We start from the raw sequence: 17,293 nt of genomic DNA, 5'->3' as shown, positions 1-17,293 counted from the left end.
TTAGCTTAAACCACAAATCGCGTTCGCGCTAATCGGCTCGCCGACCGGTGAATCTGGCCGCCCGGCACGCCCCTCGCACCCTGGATTCGGGCAGAAAAAAATCCGCCGGAATCTTTCGATTCCGGCGGATCATCCGGTGGAGCTGAGGGGACTCGAACCCCTGACCCCCTGCATGCCATGCAGGTGCGCTACCAGCTGCGCCACAGCCCCGAATTTTCGCTGCTCCGAGCATGTCTACTGACCTGCAAAGTTCCGGTTCTTTGTCCGGATCTCTCCGAAGCAACTCAAATATCTTAGACCAGCTCTTCGGAAAATTCCAAATCGGGCATATTCGCCCCAATGGGAGTGGCCGGTGCGCGGATTGCTACTCCGTGTCGGTACCGGCGGAGGCTTTGGCGGAGGCGTCGTCGCCCAGCTGCAGATCGACGACGGGGCAGTCCTTCCACAGGCGTTCGAGGGCGTAGAAGATGCGGTCTTCCTCGTGCTGGACGTGGATGACGACGTTGGAGTAGTCCAGCAGGACCCAGCGACCGCCGGAGCGGCCCTCGCGGCGGACCGGCTTCTGGTCAAACTTGGCGAGCTCGTCCTCGATGCCGTCCACGATCGCATTGACCTGGCGTTCGCTCGGGGCCGATGCGATCAGGAAGACGTCAGCCAGGGCAAGCCGTTCGCTGACATCCAGGGCCACGATGTCCTCGGCAAGCTTCTCCGAGGCAGCGCGGGCTGCGTGGCGGGCGGTAGTGATGGATGAATCGGTTGCAGTCACGGGACTCCTTGTAGTGATGAAAATCTATGGTGATGAAAAATTCTTAGAACGAAACTGTGGGGCGAACGCTGCGGTGAAATAGGGCCGAATCGCCGCGGTGCGTTCCTTAATGACGTGGACGGCCGCCGGCCTAGCGGGCCAGCCCGGTGACGATCAGCGTGATGCCGGCGATGAGGGCCACGATCCCCAAGGCCAGGACGCCGAGCTGGAGTAGGCGCAGGCGCCGCGCCCGGCCCAACCCGGCGGTAGCGGCATCCAGGGGTTCCAGTCCGTAGGCCGAATTCGCGGCCACGGGCTCCCCGCCCACCAAGCGCTCGTCGTTCTCCCCCGCGGAATTCGCCGCGGCGCTTGCCGGCCGTGCCGTTCCGGCCTTGGCGGCTGCTTCTGCCCGGGCCAGGACGCCTGCCCTGCCAGCGGCAGAACCCGTAGCCGGAGCTGCGGCCCGCTGGCGGGACAAGCCTGGCCGCCGCAGGCCGAGTTTCCGAGGCGTATCCAGCCGGGGACCCGGGTTGGTGACCACCGGAACATACGACGTGGCAGGGCGCTTCATGACGGGCCGCTCCACGCCGGGAACCTTCTCAAATTCCAAAGGTGTGACCATGGCCAGGTTGTTGGCCGTGGTCGGATCGTTGCGGGGCACCGCCGGCTGGCTGTTTTGTTCTGCGAGCTTCTGCTTGGCGGCGGCACGGCGATTCAGCACCGCCGCGCGCTCAGCCAAGGCGATCTGCTCGGCCAGGACAGCCGGATCGACGGCGTCGGGATCCGTGGCCGCGATGTGCTCCATCTTGGCCACTTGGTTCTTTGCCTGCTCTGCGAGGAGTTCGCGGGCGGCCAGCGCCTGCTCCACGGTCATGCCCTCTGGCGTCTTCCCGCCGGGCCCTGTGCCGTCGGCCGCGGGAGCCTTGGGCGGCGGGGCGGCTGACACAGCCGGGGCGGCGCCCTTCGGAGCAGGGTCCTGCGGGGCGGCATCCTGTGGAGCAGCGTCCTTCTGACCAGCGTCCTTCTGAGCCGGGGAAACCACCGGGGTGGCGCGGGTCCGCGGCGACACCGGCACGATCGTGTTGGCCTGGGTGGCGGGGGCCGTTTCGGTGGCCAGCTCCAGGAGCCGCAGCTGGCGGCGGGTGGGCGGCCCTCCCCCGGCCAGCTGGCCTTCCTTCTCGGCGAGTTCCTTGATGGTGCGCAGCGCGGCACGGTCCCGGGCCCGGATCTGGGAGGACCGCTCGGCAGCGCCACGCACAGAGTCCACCGGAGCGTCGACGACGCGACGCCGGCCGGTGATTTCGGCCTCGGTCGGCTCACCGGGTCCCGGAGTGTCCAGACGTTCATCTCTGGCCTGCCGCAATTCGCGGCGGCTGCGGATGGGAGGCTGTTCCTGACTCATGGCAAACTCATTCAGTGCTGGCTGGTTGGGTTATCTCGAAGGTGGGATCGTGCTGTGCGGGGTCAACCCCAGAGGCGCCGTTTCCGGTGTTGGCGGCCTCGGCGTGTTCGGTACCGAGGCGGACCGTGTCGGTGCTGGTGTGGTACAGGCCGTACTTGGCGATGTACTGGACCACCCCATCCGGAACGAGATACCAGACAGGGTTGCCTTCGGCCACCCTCGTCCGGCAGTCCGTGGAGGAGATGGCCATGGCCGGGACCTCCAGGAGGCTGACGTCTTTGCGGCCCATGCCGTCCAGGACGTGGCCTGGCCGGGTTACGCCCACGAAGTGCGCCAGGGACCACAGTTCATCGATGTCTTTCCAGGACAAAATCTGGGCCAGGGCGTCGGCGCCGGTGATGAAGAACAGATCGGCGTCCGGTCGCAGGGTATGCAGGTCGCGCAGGGTGTCGATCGTGTAGGTCGGTCCCGGACGGTCCACGTCCACCCGGCTCACGGTGAAGCGGGGGTTCGAGGCCGTGGCGATGACCGTCATGAGATACCGGTGCTCGGCTTCGCTGACCTTCTTGGCCATCTTCTGCCAGGGCTCGCCGGTGGGCACAAACACAACTTCGTCGAGGTCGAACTTGGCCGCGACCTCACTGGCCGCGACAAGGTGGCCGTGATGGATGGGATCGAACGTGCCGCCCATCACACCCAGACGCAGGCGGCGCTGGGCGCCGCGCTGCTTCATGGTGGCGGAAATATTAGTGACCTTGACCGTGATCGTGCTTGTTCGGGTGCTGGCGGTGCGGATCCGAGTGCTCCTCGACGGCCACGTGGCGCCTGCCCAGGTTGGAGTAGGACAGCGTGATCAGCAGCAGGACTACCAGAATCGCGAACATGGAGCCGCCAATGACAAACGGCGGTGCAATGAGCGGTGCGAGTTCCTCGTGGCCCGATTCGCCGACGGCGGCGACGAAAGTGGCGATCTGCTGCGACAGCATGTTCTCCCCTAGTGAGTTTAAAATTTGACGACGGCGGAGGTGCCCGCCGTTCCGGTCTTCCGTTCCATGTTACAGCGTTGCTAGCCCCGGATCTGGCCCTCGCCCTGCACGATCCACTTCGTGGTGGTCAGCTCCGTCAGTCCCATGGGGCCGCGGGCATGCAGTTTTTGGGTGGATATCCCCACCTCGGCGCCGAGGCCGAGCTCGCCGCCGTCGGTGAAGCGGGTGGAGGCGTTCACGATCACGGCGGCCGAATCGACCTCGGCGATGAAGCGCTCGGCGTTGGCGAGGTCGTTGGTCAGGATCGCTTCGGTGTGGCCGGTGGTCCACTTCCGGATGTGGCTGACGGCCTCGTCCAGGCTGTCCACCATCGCCACCGCCAAGTCCAGGTCCATGTATTCAGTGGCCCAGTCTTCCTCCGTGGCCGGCACGGTCTGGATCGACGCCGGCAGTGCGGCGCGGATGCGCTGGTCCACATGCAGGGTGACCCCGGCTGTCCGCAGGGCCGCGGCGACGGCGGGCAGGACGGTGGATTTGGAGTGCACCAGGAGCGTTTCAACGGTGTTGCAGACGCTGGGCCGCTGGGTCTTGGCATTCAGGAGGATGTCTACGGCCATTTCCTCGCCGGCGGAGGCGTCCAGGTAGATGTGCACGTTGCCCTCGCCGGTCTCGATGACCGGCACCGAAGAGTTCGTCACAACGGCCTGGATCAGCTCGCGCCCGCCGCGGGGAATGAGGACGTCCACGCGGCCGCGCGCCCGCATGAGGGCGTCGGCGCCGTCGCGGCCGTACTGGTCCACGGTCTGGACGGCGTCGGCGGGCAGGCCCACCGATTCCAAGGCATCCCTCAGGATGGTGATCAGGGCGGCGTTGGTGGCAGCGGCAGCGGATCCGCCGCGCAGGATGACGGCGTTGCCGCTCTTGAGGGCCAGTCCGGCAATGTCGACCGTGACGTTCGGGCGCGCCTCGTAGATCGCGGCCACCACGCCCATGGGCACGTTGATCTGGCGCAGGCGCAGCCCGTTGGGGAGGGTCTGGCCCCGCACCACGTTTCCTACGGGATCGGGCAAGGTGGCGAGGTTTTCCAGTGCCGCGGCGAGGGCCGTGATGCGTGACTCGGTCAGCGTCAGGCGGTCCAGCAGGGCGGCGCTGGTGCCGGCGGCCCGGCCGGCCGCGACGTCCTTGGCGTTGGCGGCCAGGACCTGGTGCTTGTGTTCGACCAGCGCCTTGCCGATGGCGCGCAGGCCGCGGTCCTTCCAGGCCCGGTTGGCGTGTGCCATCTTGCGGGCAGCGTGGCGCGAGCGGTCAGCGATCGCGTGGACGGCAGCCTCGATGTCCGTTGCCGTGGCCGGCGTCCCTGCCGGATCCGGCGCCGCGGCGTAGCCCTGGGCGGGAACGGGAGTGCCAGAGGTGGCAGCATCAGTGGAGACGGCGTTGGCGGGCACGGCGGCGGAAGTCAGGGCCTCAGTCATGCTTCCAGTTTAGGCGTCCAGTGGACCTAGACCAGCACCAGGTCGTCAACATGAACAACTTCGCGGTCATATCCGCGGCCCAGCGCCTCGCCCAGCTCCCGCGTGGAGCGGCCCAACATTTGGGGCAGCTCGGCGGCGGAATAGTTGACCAGCCCGCGGGCGATCACGGTGTTGTCTACGGACACCATCTCTACGGCGTCGCCGGCCTCGAAGTGGCCCTTCACCGCGGCGATCCCGGCCGGCAGCAGCGAGGTGCGGCGGTCGCGGACGGCCTTGACCGCGCCGTCGTCGAGCACCAAGGTGCCCTGCACGGACGCCAGGTGGGCCAGCCACAGGAGCCGGATCGGCTTGCGCGCGCCATTGACGGAGAACCAGGTGCCCACGTCCTCGCCGGCCAGTGCGGCAGCCGCATTGGGTGTGGACGTGACCAGGGCGTGGATGCCGGAACCGGCGGCCATGCTGGCGGCTTCGACCTTGGTGGCCATGCCGCCCGTGCCCACGCCGGCCTTGCCGGTGCTGCCGATCGAGACGCCGTCGAGGTCGTGCGGGCCGGAGACGTGCGCAATCCGTTTGGCGCCGTGCGACGGCGGGCCGTCGTACAGGGAGTCGACGTCGGACAGCAGCAGGAGTGCGTCGGCGCGGACCAGGTGGGCCACCAGGGCCGCGAGCCGGTCGTTGTCGCCGAAGCGGATTTCGTGGGTGGCCACGGTGTCGTTTTCGTTGACCACCGGGACGACGCCGAGGTTCAGGAGCCGGTTCAGCGCGCGGAACGCGTTGGTGTGCTGGCTGCGGCGCACGAGGTCTTCCGCGGTCAGCAGCACCTGGCTGACGGTGACCCCGTGTGCCCCGAAGGCGTGGGTGTACCGGGCCATCAGCAGGCCCTGGCCTACACTGGCGGCCGCCTGCTGGGTGGCGAGGTCCCGGGGGCGCTTCTCGAGTCCCAGCGGGGCGAGGCCGGCGGCGATCGCGCCGGAGGACACCAGGATGATCTCGGTGCCGGCGTTGCGCTTGTGCGCCAGGGCGTCGGCGAGGCCGGTCAGGGCCTCTTCGGAGATCCCGCCCTTGATGGACGTCAGTGAGGACGAGCCGACCTTGACGACAATCCGGCGCGCCCCGGACAGCGCGGTGCGGTCCGGGGCGTTGAGGGTGTGGGCCTTGAGGGGCTGCGACCGGTGCTCGATGACGGTCTTACTCGTCATCTGTTGCGCCCAGTCCACTCTCCTTGAGCGGCTGCCGTGCCCGGCGTCCACTGACGGACTCGGTCCAGATGCCGGCCTTGCGTTCTGCTTCGAGCTCGGCGCGGGCGGCGGCCTTGGCGTCGCGGCGTTCCTGCTGCTCGTCGCGCTTCTGGCCACGCGTCGGGCGGTCGCCGATGTCGGCGAAGCGCACGTCGGTGCCGCGCGGTGAGGCGAGCAGCTCGGCGCCGGCCATCATGGTCGGCTCCCAGTCGAAGACGACGCCGTCGTCCTCGCCGATGACCACCGTGTCGCCCGGCACGGCACCCTGCTTGAACAGTTCGTTTTCCACGCCGAGCTTGGCCAGGCGGTCGGCGAGGTAGCCGATGGCTTCCTCGTTGGTGAAGTCGGTCTGCTTGACCCAGCGCACGGGCTTGTCGCCGAGGACGCGGAAGAGCGGCTCGAGGTTCTTCTCTTCGCGGCGGATCGTGAAGCCGGTCTCGTTGACGGCGCGGGGGCGCAGCACGGGGGCTGGCACCTTCGGCGGGGTCGCGGCGACGGCGTCGCGGGCGGCCTGGACGATTTCGGCCATGGCGAAGCCGAGCTGGCGGAGGCCTTCGTGGCTTGTCGCGGAGATTTCGAAGACCTTGTAGCCGCGGGATTCCAGTTCGGGGCGGACGAACTCGGCCATATCCTTGCCGTCGGGAAGGTCCACCTTGTTCAGGGCCACCAGGCGGGGGCGGTGGTTCAGCGGAACCACTTCGCCGTCGGATCCGCTGTAGCTCATGTCCACGGCGTACTTCTCCAGCTCGGCCTCGATGATGGCGAGGTCGGAGAGCGGATCGCGGTCCGATTCGAGCGTGCCGCAGTCCAGCACGTGGACCAGGGCGGCGCAGCGCTCGACGTGGCGCAGGAAGTGGTGGCCGAGGCCCTTGCCTTCACTGGCGCCCTCGATCAGGCCGGGGACGTCGGCAATGGTGAAGCGGACCTCACCGGCCTGGACGACGCCCAGGTTCGGGATGAGCGTGGTGAAGGGATAGTCGGCGATCTTGGGCCGGGCGGCCGACATGGCGGCGATCAGGCTGGATTTGCCGGCGGAGGGGAAGCCGACCAGGGCGATGTCCGCGATGGACTTCAGTTCCAGGACGACGTCGCTGGATTCACCCTCGATGCCGAGCAGCGCGAAGCCGGGAGCGCGGCGTTTCTGCGAGGACAGGGACGCGTTGCCGAGGCCCCCGATGCCGCCGGCGGCGGCGATGTATTCGTCGCCTTCGGCCACGAGGTCGGCGATGACTTCGCCGGACTTGGACTTCACCACGGTGCCCACGGGCACCGGAAGGATCAGGGTTTCGCCGTTCTTGCCGCCGCGCCAGTCGCCCATGCCGGGGCCGCCGTTGGTGGCGTGCCGGTGGGGCGCGTGGTGGTAGTCGAGCAAGGTGGTGGTCTGGGGGTCGACGCGCAGGATGACGTCGCCGCCGTTGCCGCCGTTACCGCCGTCGGGACCGCCGAGGGGCTTGAACTTCTCGCGGTGAACGGAGACACAGCCGTGGCCGCCGGTACCGCCGGATACGTGCAGTACTACCCGGTCTACAAAGCTCGCCACGTGGATCTCCTCAGTGCTGTTCCCCGGACCCACAAAGGGGCCCAAGATGATTGTAATGCGGTTAAAACACCGGTGGAGCGGACCTAATGGCCCGCCCCACCGATTTAGAACTTATTGCTACTCTGCAGCTGCAGCAGCCACGATGTTCACAACGCGGCGACCACGGCGGGTGCCGAACTCGACAGCACCGGGGGCCAGGGCGAACAGGGTGTCGTCCCCGCCGCGGCCGACGCCGGCGCCCGGGTGGAAGTGGGTGCCGCGCTGGCGGACGATGATCTCGCCTGCGGAAACTACCTGGCCACCGAAGCGCTTGACGCCGAGGTACTGGGCGTTGGAGTCACGACCGTTGCGAGTGGAACTCGCGCCTTTTTTATGTGCCATTTGGAATGCCTGCCTTCAAAAATTCTGGGGAATCTGCTGGAACCTGAACGGTAACGAAGAGTTACTTGATACCGGTGATCTTGACCTTGGTCAATTCCTGACGGTGACCCTGGCGCTTCTTGTAACCGGTCTTGTTCTTGAACTTCTGGATGACGATCTTCGGACCACGAAGGTCTTCGAGGATCTCAGCCGTAACCGTTACCTTGGCCAGGTCCGCAGCAGCAGACGTGACTTTGTCACCGTCCACCAGGAGCAGTGCGGGCAACTCAAAGGTGCTGCCGGCTCCACCGGGGACGCGGTTCAGGGTAACGAAGTCTCCAACGGAAACCTTCTCTTGGCGGCCGCCTGCGCGGACAATCGCGTACACCACTGGGGAACTCACTTCTCTCGACGTTTATTACTAGATTTGCGTGCGGAACCTGGAACCAAATTGTATGGACCGGCTCACGCTGTGCCTCAACGCCGGTGGATTCCCCGGGGGAACCCATGAGCTACCCCCGGAACAAATCCACTTGGAATTCCAAGCAGGCTGTTCACAGGGTCATAACCCAAGTGTTGGCGTAAGCACCGAAGATCTAGAATACGCTAATTTTGCCTTCGGCCGCAAATGAGGCTGGTTCCGGCGGATAGTCCGTGATAGGCGCCACAACGTCTTGAAGCAAAGATCATGTCAATGTTCTTGACCGTGATCTCGACCGTCTAGATGCTGTGCTGCCGCAACGACTTCCGGAACCGTGCCCCACCATCGTACCGGCTGTGAGGGGCAGGTTGTGTCAGGCGTACAGCCGCGGCGCGTCGAAGAAGGCCACTTCGTAGCCCGACGACTGCCGGAAAGCCAGTGCCATGGCCTCCCGTTCGCTCCCGGATGCCCGTCTTGCCGCAGTGTCTGTGTACGCGATGGCCTGCCGGGTCGCGGCGGCGAAGTCCTCATCCGCGTACGTCCGCAGCCAGTCGGAGTACGGGTGTCCCACGGGGGCGCCGCCGGCAAGGAACTCCCGGTGCAGGGTGGAACCGACCTCGGCGTAAAGCCAGAAGCACGGCAGCGCTGCCGCCACGAGGACCCCGTAGCTGCCGGACACCGAGGCGGCCAGCAGGTGGTCCACGTAGGACTTCGTCACCGGGCCCAGGGTGGGGGCCGTGGGGCGGGTGCTGAGCCAGGACCGGTGCAGCTCGGACTCGACCTCCAGGCATGTCTGCGCCGAACGGGCCCAGAACAGCTGCTCGGCTTCGGTGGGGGCGATCGCGGCGGCACGGGCCAGGACCCGGGAGTAGCCGTTGAGGTAGATGGCGTCCTGGGCGAGGTAGTAGGCGAACTCGTGCTCGGGCAAAGTCCCGTCGGCCAGTCTGCGGACGAAGTCCAGGGCGTAGATGGCGTCAAGATCGCCCGAAGCACTTGCGCGCAGGGCTGCGGCGAACTCGCCCTCGGCAGGACCGTGGCCGGCGGGGCTGTGCTGGCCGTGCTCGCCGTCCGTGAGTTGCTGCATGTGGTGGAAGTGGTGGAAGTGGTGGACCGGGCCGTTGCCGGAGCCGACGTCCAGGACGGCGGCTTCCCGGAGCGCACCCAGCAGCCACGGCTTCACCTCCCGCAACGCCGCTTCCCAGTTCCCCACCCGGGCCTGCACGGTGGCCATGGCCGAGGACAGGGAGCAGCCGGTGCCGTGGCTGTTGCGTGTGGCGATCCACTCCCCCGGCACCACCACCGTTTCCCGGCCGAGCAGGCCACCGGTGTTGACCAGCGCATCCGGGCAGCCGGCGTCGGCGCCGTGCCCGCCCTCCGCGGCATCGCTGTCGTCGGCATGGACGGGCCCGTCCCCGGGTTGTCCGCCCTGGAGGTGTCCGCCCTTAACCAGCACGGTGGTGCCGGTCAGCGCTGCCAGCCGCTTGCCTTGAGCCAGGGCCTCAGCCCAGTCGGCCGCGGCGGGCTCTTTGAGCAGGATGGCGAGTTCGGCGAGGTTCGGCGTGATGAGGTCCGCCAGGGGCAGGAGGGCCTGCAGGGCGGCCTCGGCCGATTCCTGCAGCAGGCGGTCGCCGCTGGTGGCGACCATCACCGGGTCCAGGACGACGACGGCGGGGCGCACCTTTTCCAGCCAGCTGCGGACGGCGTCGATCACCGCGGCGTCGCCGAGCATGCCGATCTTGACGGCGTCGATGCCGATGTCGTCGCTGATGGCGTCCAGCTGGGCTGTGAGGAACGCGGCCGGGGGCACATGGACGGCGCGCACGCCCTGGGTATTTTGCGCTGTCAGGGCCGTGATGGCGGCCATGCCGTAGCCGCCGTTCGCTGCGATGCTCTTCAGGTCGGCCTGGATCCCGGCCCCGCCGGACGGGTCGGAGCCGGCGATGGCCAGCACGCGGGGAATGCGCACAGCCGCGGCCGGGGACGGGCGGGACGGCCTGGAGGGCAGAAAGTCGCTGGGCAGAAACTCGGACGGGTTCGATCTCGCGGACAAGTCAGACATCCCTTCGCCGGTGCTAACCGGACAGGTTCAACGGGTCTGGATCTCAGCCGGCCCGATGCGCGGCACCCCGTGTCAGTGTTCCAGCCTAGCCGTTGCCACCAGGCTGGCCCGTTAACGCAGCAGCGGGCCCGGGCCGGAGCGGACGTATTGTTACGCCCGCTCGGGCCGGACCCGCGGTCCGACCAGTCGAAGTGACCGGTCGGGGAAGCGATGAGTCGCGGAGGGCTACAACTCGGACGCCGGTACGCCGACGCCGAGGATGATCGGCTCGTTGCCGGCCGGGCTGGTGGCCGGCCTGGCGGCGGTGGGTGCCTTGGCCTCGTGAACCGATCCGGCCGCGGCCGGCCGTGTTGCCTCGCGGTGCTCCACGGAGGTCTCGTTCGCAGCGCCCTGGGCGCGGCTGGCGCTCCGGTTGCGGCGCCCGCGGCGGCCACGGGTGGTGGTGTCCGCTGCCAGTGAAGCCGGAGCCTCCGCGGCGCGCACGGCTGCGGGCGCCTCGGGTGCTTCGGTGGCCGGGGCCCGCAGCTCGCCCTGCCTATCGGCTTGCTTGCCGGCCTCGGCGTCGCCCAGGTTGGCGAAGGCCTCGGTCAGCAGGTCCAGGGTCAGGGCCGGTTCCGGCGTGTCCTCGGCGTGCTCGACGAAGGGCAGGGCCACCCGCTCGCCGCCAAACGTCAGCACGGTCGCGGGACGTCCGGCTGCCTCTTCCGCGGCCGCGAGCTGTGTGACGGCGTCGACGGCGGCCTGGCGGGCTCCGGCGTCGCTGGCAGCGGCTGCTTCCCCGTCGTGCAGGTGCGCGGCGTGCGCCGCGGCGGCGATGTTCGCAAGCGCGGCACGGGTGGCTTCAGCCTTGGCGTGGCGTTCGGCCTCGGTAGGCTCGGCGTGGACGGCTGCGGGTGTGACCGGCGCCGTCTCCGGGCCCTGGCCTCCCCTGCCGCGGCGACGGCTCTTGCGCTCCGTACGGGCAGCCGGCTGGGCCTCGGTGCGCGGCACGTAGTGCTCCGCGGCAACCGTGTTGGCGCGGCGGTGTTCCACGGGCTCGTCGTGTGTGACGATGCCGCGGCCCGCGCAGGTTTCGCACTGTTCGCCAAAGACTTCCAGCAGCCCGGTGCCCATCCGCTTGCGGGTCATCTGTACGAGGCCCAGCGAGGTCACCTCGGCCACCTGGTGCTTGGTCCGGTCCCGGCCCAGGCACTCCACCATCCGGCGCAGCACGAGGTCGCGGTTGGATTCGAGCACCATGTCGATGAAGTCGATCACGATGATGCCGCCAATGTCGCGCAGGCGCAGCTGCCGGACGACTTCCTCGGCCGCTTCCAGGTTGTTCTTGGTGACGGTTTCCTCGAGGTTGCCGCCGGAGCCGGTGAACTTGCCGGTGTTGACGTCCACCACGGTCATGGCTTCGGTGCGGTCGATCACGAGGGAACCGCCGGAGGGCAGGAAGACCTTCCGGTCCAGGGCCTTGTGGATCTGCTCGTCGATGCGCCAGGCAGCGAAGATGTCCGTGTCCTTGGTCCACTTCTCGAGCCGGCCCACGAGGTCCGGCGCCACGTAAGTGACGTAGGCCTCGATGGTGTCCCAGGCTTCCTCGCCGGAGACGATCAGCTTGGAGAAGTCCTCGTTGAAGACGTCGCGGACCACCTTGATGGTCAGGTCAGGTTCGCCGTAGAGCAGCTCGGGGGCGAGGATCTTGGTGGACGTCGACTGGCTCTCGATGCCCTCCCACTGTGCGCGGAGGCGGTTGATGTCGTGCGTCAGCTCTTCCTCGGAGGCACCCTCGGCCGCGGTGCGGACAATGACGCCCGCGTCCTCGGGCAGGCGGTCCTTGAGGATGCGCTTGAGGCGGTTGCGTTCGACGTCGGGCAGCTTGCGGGAGATGCCCGTCATGGAACCGCCGGGCACGTACACGAGGTAGCGGCCGGGGAGCGAGATCTGGCTGGTGAGGCGGGCGCCCTTGTGGCCGACCGGGTCCTTGGTGACCTGGACCAGCACGGAGTCGCCGGACTTCAGCGCGTTCTCGATCCGGCGCTGCTTGCCTTCGAGGTTGACGGACTCCCAGTTCACTTCGCCGGCGTAGAGCACGGCGTTGCGGCCGCGGCCGATGTCCACGAATGCGGCTTCCATGGAGGGCAGCACGTTCTGGACCTTGCCCAGGTAGACGTTGCCGATCAGGGAATCCTGCTGGGTCTTGGACACGAAGTGCTCGGCCAGGACGCCGTCTTCGAGGACACCGATCTGAATTCTGTCGTCGCGCTGGCGGACGATCATCTGGCGGTCCACGGATTCGCGGCGGGCCAGGAACTCGGCCTCGGTGATGACGGTGCGGCGGCGGCCGGTGTCGCGGGATTCGCGGCGGCGCTGCTTCTTGGCTTCCAGGCGGGTGGAGCCCTTGACGGAGGTGACGCGGTTGTTGACCGGCGCCTCGGCCATGGCCCGGGGCGCACGGACGCGGGTCACCGTGTTGGGCGGATCGTCGCCTTCCCCGCCGGTCAGCTCCAGGTCCTGGTCACCGCGGCGACGGCGGCGGCGGCGGCGCGAGGTCACGCCGTCCTCGAGGGTGCCCTCGGAGCCTTCGTCGCCCTCTTCGTCAGAGCCTTCGGTAATGCCTTCGGACTCGGTGTCGGACTCGGCGGACGTGCGCGTACGCCCGCGCCGGCCGCGGCTGCGGCGTCGACGGCGGCTTCCAGCGTCCTCGTCCTCGTCGCCTTCTTCCTCCTCGGACTCCGCTGCTGCTGCTGCGGCAACGGGGACCGGACGCACCACAGTGCTGAGGTCGGGGGCCTGGAAGATCACGGAAGTGAGGGCACCCGGTTCCATGAACAGCGACGCCGCCGGGCTTTCCTCGGGCCGGGCTTCCGGCTCTTCGGGCTGGGCTTCCGCGGGCTGGGCTTCCGCAGCGGGCGCTTCCACGGGCTGGGCCGCAGCGGTTTCCACCGGTTCGGCTTCTTCGGCCGGAACCGCTACCGCGGGTACGTCTTCGGCTTTCGGAGCGGCCTTGGCGCGGCTGGCGCGGCGCCGGACCGGCTTCTCCGTGACTTTCTCTGCGACTTTCTCGGCGGCATTCTCTGCGATGGCGGCTTCGTCGGAACCAGCGGCTGCCTCGGGAGCCTCTGCCGCGGCGGGCGCGTTGGCTTCGGCCTCTGCGGCGAAGGCAGGGAGCGGTTCCGGCGCGGCAACAGCCTTGCGGGCACGGGTGCGCCGTGCGGGCGCCTTTGCCGCAGTTTCGGGGGCCGCTGTTTCGGGTCCAGCGGCTTCGGTGGCGGTTTCGACGCCGGCTGCTTTGCGGCGGCCGGCGACGGGCTCATCCGAGCCGGACGCTTCGGCCAGGGCCGCGGCTTCAGCCACGGCTTCCGCGGCGGCCGCGGCGTTGACCTTTGCGACGGGCGCCTTCCGGCGGGTCCGGACGGCCCGCTTCGGTGCTACCGGGGCCTCTGCTTCCGCAGTTCCTGCTTCCCCGGCGACTAGTTCTTCGTTACCGGCTACAACCTGGTCATTATCCATATGTGGCGACACTCCTGCCCCTGATGCGCCGCCACATTCGGCGCCCGTTGGGGCAAATATGCGTCAACACCCGCAGGCATTGACAGAAGTCAATTGGATACCCTCAGGTTCGCACCGGCAGTGGGGTGCGGCAGCCCTGGAGGGCCGGCGAGATTGTTTTGGAACCCGTTGACCTACACGCCACAACCAGGTGCCGTCCAATGGCATTGCGGGACAGCTGGAATCAGAGGATCCGCAGCTCCCTGCTCATCATTGGCGGTCTTGAAACAAAATCGCCGGACCGGAATCCGGATGTGGATCGGGTTCCAGCCACGATCATTGTCTCACAGGAGCCGCCAAAGCTGGCGTAGGCGGGGCCCGGAGCGCACCAGGTGCGGCAGGGCCGGCGCTGCAGAGCCGGGGGCAGAGCCGTTCTGCGGCGCCGCCCAGCCGGCGGCGTTACAATCGGGGCCAGAAGAACACGACTAAAAGGACTCATATTCCATGCCCAGCATCTCCAGCACTGCCGGCGACGCGACCGTACACCAACCGGGGTCCGGCCCGGCTCCCGCGGACCGGTCCCTTCCCACGATGACCCGCGACCGCCCGTTCGCCTGGCTCCTGCTGATCACCGGCGCCATTGGCTGGCTCGCTTCCGGGGCCCTGGTGCTGGAGAAGCTGGAGGTCCTCAAGGACCCGAACCACGTCACGGTCTGCGATGTGAACCCGTGGATCTCCTGCGGCCAGGTCATGCAGACGCCGCAGAGTTCCGTGTTCGGCTTCCCCAACATGTTCATCGGGATCGTGGCCTTCGCCGTGATCATCACCACAGCCATGGGCATACTTGCGGGCGCGAGATTCGCCCGGTGGTACTGGCTGGGGCTTCAGGCAGGTGTGACGCTGGGCTTCGCGTTCGTGGTCTGGCTCTGGTCCCAGGCCCTGTACGCCATCCACATCCTTTGCCCGTTCTGCATGATCGTCTGGGCTGTGATGATCCCGTTGTTCGTCTGGGTGAGCGTCCGCAATATCTCGCACGGCGTGATCGCGCTGCCCGCGGGTCCCACCAAGGTCATCGGCGACTCCGGCTGGATCATCACGGCACTGCTGTACGTCGCCGTCATCGCGACGATCTTCTTCGCCTTCATCCAGGTCTTCATCGGGACTTCCGGCTACTAGGCGCCCCTAAACGCCGCGAGACGACAGATAAGGCCAATGTTCGCACTGAACATTGGCCTTATCTGTCATCTCGGCGTCTCTCGCCATGGTGAGGACCGCGGTGGTGAAGCCCCTAGAACCAGATCTTGATCTCGCGCTCGGCGGATTCCACCGAATCCGAACCGTGGACCAGGTTCTGCTGCACCTTCAGGCCCCAGTCGCGGCCGAAGTCGCCGCGGATGGTGCCGGGCGCCGCCGTCGTCGGGTCCGTGGTGCCGGCGAGGATACGGAAGCCCTCAATCACGCGGTGCCCCTCGAAGATCGCGGCGACCACCGGGCCGCTGAGCATGAACTCAACCAGCGGCTCGTAGAACGGCTTGCCGACGTGCTCCTCGTAGTGCTGCTCCAGCAGCTCGCGGTTGGCATCGACCTTCTTGAGCTCTGCCAGGGTGTAGCCCTTGGCTTCGATCCGGCTCAGGATGGCGCCGGACAGGTTGCGGGCGACGCCGTCGGGCTTGATCAGGACGAGGGTGCGCTCAATGCTCACAGCTGCTCCAATGTGTTGGGGTGGGGTTCGGGTCAAGTCTACGGGGTGCGGGCTATGCGCCCGGGCTCCAGGTTCAGGCGCCGTTGCCGGGCGCGGGCCCCTGGGGGTGGGCCGCCTCCCAGTCGGCCTGCTCGCGCTCCCGCTGCGCGGCTTCGCGGTCAATCCTGATGCCGGTGCGGATCCCGTACCACCAGGCCACGGCGAAGAGCGCGCCGACGAGGTACATGGCAGGTTCCACGAGACCGCCCAGGATCAGGACGAGCTGCAGGATCCAGCCCAAGGCCACTCCCCACGGCTTCGAGAGGACCGCGCAGGTGAGCACGTAGACCAGGCACAGGCCGATCCCCACGGAGAAGACCAGTCCCGCAGGATATTCGTTCCGGTGCAGGCCAAAGACGGCCAGCGTGCCAAAGAGCACCACGAAGGCCTCCAGCAACAGGACCGTGGAGGCGAACATGACCTTCGTGGAACGCCGCTTCTTGGGCATGCCCGGGCGCCATTCGCGCTGGGCTTTGGTGAGTTTCGCCATTGCTTACGCGTCCGCCTTTCCGAGCAGGATCCGGGCGTCCGCGACCAGCGTGATGGAGCCGGTCACCAGGACCCCGCCGGCGAGCTCGTCATCGGCTTCGGCGCGTTCCACGGCCCATTCAAGGGCGTCGTCCAGCTTCGCGGCGACATGGATGTTGTCCTCACCGAAGCCGAGGTCAAGGGCAGTCTCGGCCAGGTCCTCGGCCGGGACGGCGCGGGGCGAGTTGGACTCAGTGAAGCAATACTCGGTGGCCAGGCCCCCCAGGGATTCCTTGAGCTGGCGCAGGATCTCCTCGGCGTCCTTTTCCCGCAGCACGCCCACCACCACTACCAGCTTGGTGAAGTTGAAGGCCTCGTGGATCGCCTCGGCGGAGACCCGGATGCCCTCGGGGTTATGGGCCGCGTCCACGATGATGGTCGGCGCGGTGCGGACCACCTCGAGCCGCCCCGGGGAGGTCACGGAGGCGAAGGCCTCCTGCAGGATTTCGGCGTCGATCGCCTTTTCCCCACCGAAGAAGGCTTCCAGCGCGGCAATCGCGACGGCGGCGTTCTCGGCCTGGTGCGCGCCGTGCAGCGGCACCAGCAGGTCCTCGTAGCGGCCGGCGATGCCCTGGATGGTGACCATCTGCCCGCCCACCGCGACGGTGCGGGATTCAACGCCGAACTCGACGCCTTCGAAGCGGAACGGCACGCCTATGTCCTTGGCCTTCTCCAGCAGGACCTGGGCCGCGTCGACGGGCTGCGCCGCGCTGATGAGGAAGCCGCCGGGCTTGATGATGCCGGCCTTTTCGTAGGCGATGTCCCCGGTGGTGTCGCCCAGCAATTCGGTGTGGTCCAGGGAGATCGGGGTGATCACGGCCACCTGGCCGTCGCCGACGTTCGTGGCGTCGGTGATCCCTCCCAGGCCCACTTCCATGACAGCGACATTGACCGGCTGGTCGGCGAAGACCGCGAAGCCCAGGATGGTCAGGCACTCGAAGTAGGTCAGCCGGGGCTGGCCCGCTTCTTCGAGTTCGCTATCCACGATCTGCAGGTAGGGCCGGATCTCGTCCCAGATCCGGACGAAGGTCTCATCCGGCACCGGGGCGCCGTCGATGCTGATCCGTTCGGTGACCTTGGACAGGTGCGGGCTGGTGTACCGGCCAGTGCTCAGGCCGTGGGCGCGCAGTCCCGCCTCGATCATCCGGGCCGTGGACGTCTTGCCGTTGGTGCCGGTGACGTGGATGATCGGGAAGGCCTTGTTCGGCTCCCCCAGGATTTCCATGGCACGGTGCAGCGGGGCAAGCCGCGGCTCCATCTTGTTTTCCGGCGCCCGGCCCAACAGCTCGGCGTAGACGCTTTCTACGGAGAATTCGTCCGTCAT

Annotated in this window: 15 protein-coding genes, 1 tRNA gene and 1 riboswitch; of the genes, 1 reads left to right on the top strand and 15 read right to left on the bottom strand. The window is 67.7% G+C overall.

The features are described from left to right. Positions 1 to 137: 137 nt before the first annotated feature. The 12 genes from M2428_RS09020 to M2428_RS08965 all read right to left on the bottom strand — a co-directional run bounded on the left by M2428_RS09020 (position 138) and on the right by M2428_RS08965 (position 13,721). Positions 138 to 210, bottom strand: a tRNA-Ala gene (locus M2428_RS09020). A 154-nt stretch (positions 211 to 364) separates the two neighbouring features. Then, the gene (gene rsfS, locus M2428_RS09015; protein WP_277525625.1) at positions 365 to 766 is read right to left on the bottom strand and encodes a ribosome silencing factor; all 402 of its coding nucleotides are present in this window, start codon (positions 764 to 766) and stop codon (positions 365 to 367) included. A 130-nt stretch (positions 767 to 896) separates the two neighbouring features. Beyond that, a complete protein-coding gene (locus M2428_RS09010; RefSeq protein ID WP_277525624.1) occupies positions 897 to 2,147 on the bottom strand; it encodes a hypothetical protein in 1,251 nt (416 codons plus the stop codon). Positions 2,148 to 2,154: 7 nt separating this feature from the next. Beyond that, a complete protein-coding gene (gene nadD, locus M2428_RS09005; protein WP_277525623.1) occupies positions 2,155 to 2,880 on the bottom strand; it encodes a nicotinate-nucleotide adenylyltransferase in 726 nt (241 codons plus the stop codon). 13 nt (positions 2,881 to 2,893) lie between these two features. Beyond that, positions 2,894 to 3,133 (bottom strand): hypothetical protein, encoded by a 240-nt coding sequence (locus M2428_RS09000; protein WP_277525622.1) that lies wholly within the window; start codon positions 3,131 to 3,133, stop codon positions 2,894 to 2,896. A gap of 80 nt (positions 3,134 to 3,213) precedes the next feature. Further along, positions 3,214 to 4,605 carry a glutamate-5-semialdehyde dehydrogenase gene (locus M2428_RS08995; RefSeq protein WP_277525621.1) on the bottom strand — a complete coding sequence of 464 codons (1,392 nt, stop codon included), beginning with the start codon at positions 4,603 to 4,605 and terminating at the stop codon, positions 3,214 to 3,216. Positions 4,606 to 4,631: 26 nt separating this feature from the next. Then, a complete protein-coding gene (proB, locus tag M2428_RS08990) occupies positions 4,632 to 5,804 on the bottom strand; it encodes a glutamate 5-kinase (protein WP_277525620.1) in 1,173 nt (390 codons plus the stop codon). Beyond that, entirely contained in the window at positions 5,794 to 7,383 is a 1,590-nt protein-coding gene (gene obgE / locus M2428_RS08985) for a GTPase ObgE (RefSeq protein WP_277525619.1), read from the bottom strand. The genes proB and obgE overlap by 11 nt, the downstream gene beginning before the upstream one ends. A gap of 117 nt (positions 7,384 to 7,500) precedes the next feature. Then, positions 7,501 to 7,764 carry a 50S ribosomal protein L27 gene (rpmA, locus tag M2428_RS08980; protein ID WP_069952019.1) on the bottom strand — a complete coding sequence of 88 codons (264 nt, stop codon included), beginning with the start codon at positions 7,762 to 7,764 and terminating at the stop codon, positions 7,501 to 7,503. Positions 7,765 to 7,825: 61 nt separating this feature from the next. Further along, the gene (gene rplU / locus M2428_RS08975) at positions 7,826 to 8,134 is read right to left on the bottom strand and encodes a 50S ribosomal protein L21 (protein WP_018773353.1); all 309 of its coding nucleotides are present in this window, start codon (positions 8,132 to 8,134) and stop codon (positions 7,826 to 7,828) included. A gap of 403 nt (positions 8,135 to 8,537) precedes the next feature. Next, complete coding sequence (locus M2428_RS08970; protein WP_277525934.1) at positions 8,538 to 10,124, bottom strand: bifunctional hydroxymethylpyrimidine kinase/phosphomethylpyrimidine kinase; 1,587 nt, start codon at positions 10,122 to 10,124, stop codon at positions 8,538 to 8,540. Between the two features lie 81 nt (positions 10,125 to 10,205). Then, positions 10,206 to 10,303, bottom strand: a riboswitch (TPP riboswitch). Between the two features lie 145 nt (positions 10,304 to 10,448). Next, positions 10,449 to 13,721: an Rne/Rng family ribonuclease gene (locus tag M2428_RS08965; protein ID WP_277525618.1), complete on the bottom strand. Its 3,273-nt coding sequence runs from the start codon at positions 13,719 to 13,721 to the stop codon at positions 10,449 to 10,451. 483 nt (positions 13,722 to 14,204) lie between these two features. Between M2428_RS08965 and M2428_RS08960 the strand changes: the two genes are divergently transcribed. Further along, on the top strand, positions 14,205 to 14,876 hold the full coding sequence (locus tag M2428_RS08960; protein ID WP_277525617.1) for a vitamin K epoxide reductase family protein: 672 nt from the start codon (positions 14,205 to 14,207) through the stop codon (positions 14,874 to 14,876). 112 nt (positions 14,877 to 14,988) lie between these two features. Here M2428_RS08960 and ndk read toward each other — a convergent pair whose 3' ends face one another. The 3 genes from ndk to M2428_RS08945 all read right to left on the bottom strand — a co-directional run bounded on the left by ndk (position 14,989) and on the right by M2428_RS08945 (position 17,293). Then, the gene (gene ndk, locus M2428_RS08955; protein ID WP_090578496.1) at positions 14,989 to 15,402 is read right to left on the bottom strand and encodes a nucleoside-diphosphate kinase; all 414 of its coding nucleotides are present in this window, start codon (positions 15,400 to 15,402) and stop codon (positions 14,989 to 14,991) included. Positions 15,403 to 15,475: 73 nt separating this feature from the next. After that, positions 15,476 to 15,931 (bottom strand): DUF4233 domain-containing protein, encoded by a 456-nt coding sequence (locus M2428_RS08950; protein WP_277525616.1) that lies wholly within the window; start codon positions 15,929 to 15,931, stop codon positions 15,476 to 15,478. Between the two features lie 3 nt (positions 15,932 to 15,934). Next, on the bottom strand, positions 15,935 to 17,293 hold the full coding sequence (locus M2428_RS08945) for a folylpolyglutamate synthase/dihydrofolate synthase family protein (protein WP_277525615.1): 1,359 nt from the start codon (positions 17,291 to 17,293) through the stop codon (positions 15,935 to 15,937).

This window comes from Arthrobacter sp. ES3-54, from assembly GCF_029504395.1.
Classification (GTDB): Bacteria; Actinomycetota; Actinomycetes; order Actinomycetales; family Micrococcaceae; genus Arthrobacter.
This window is presented reverse-complemented; position numbering and strand designations above follow the sequence as displayed.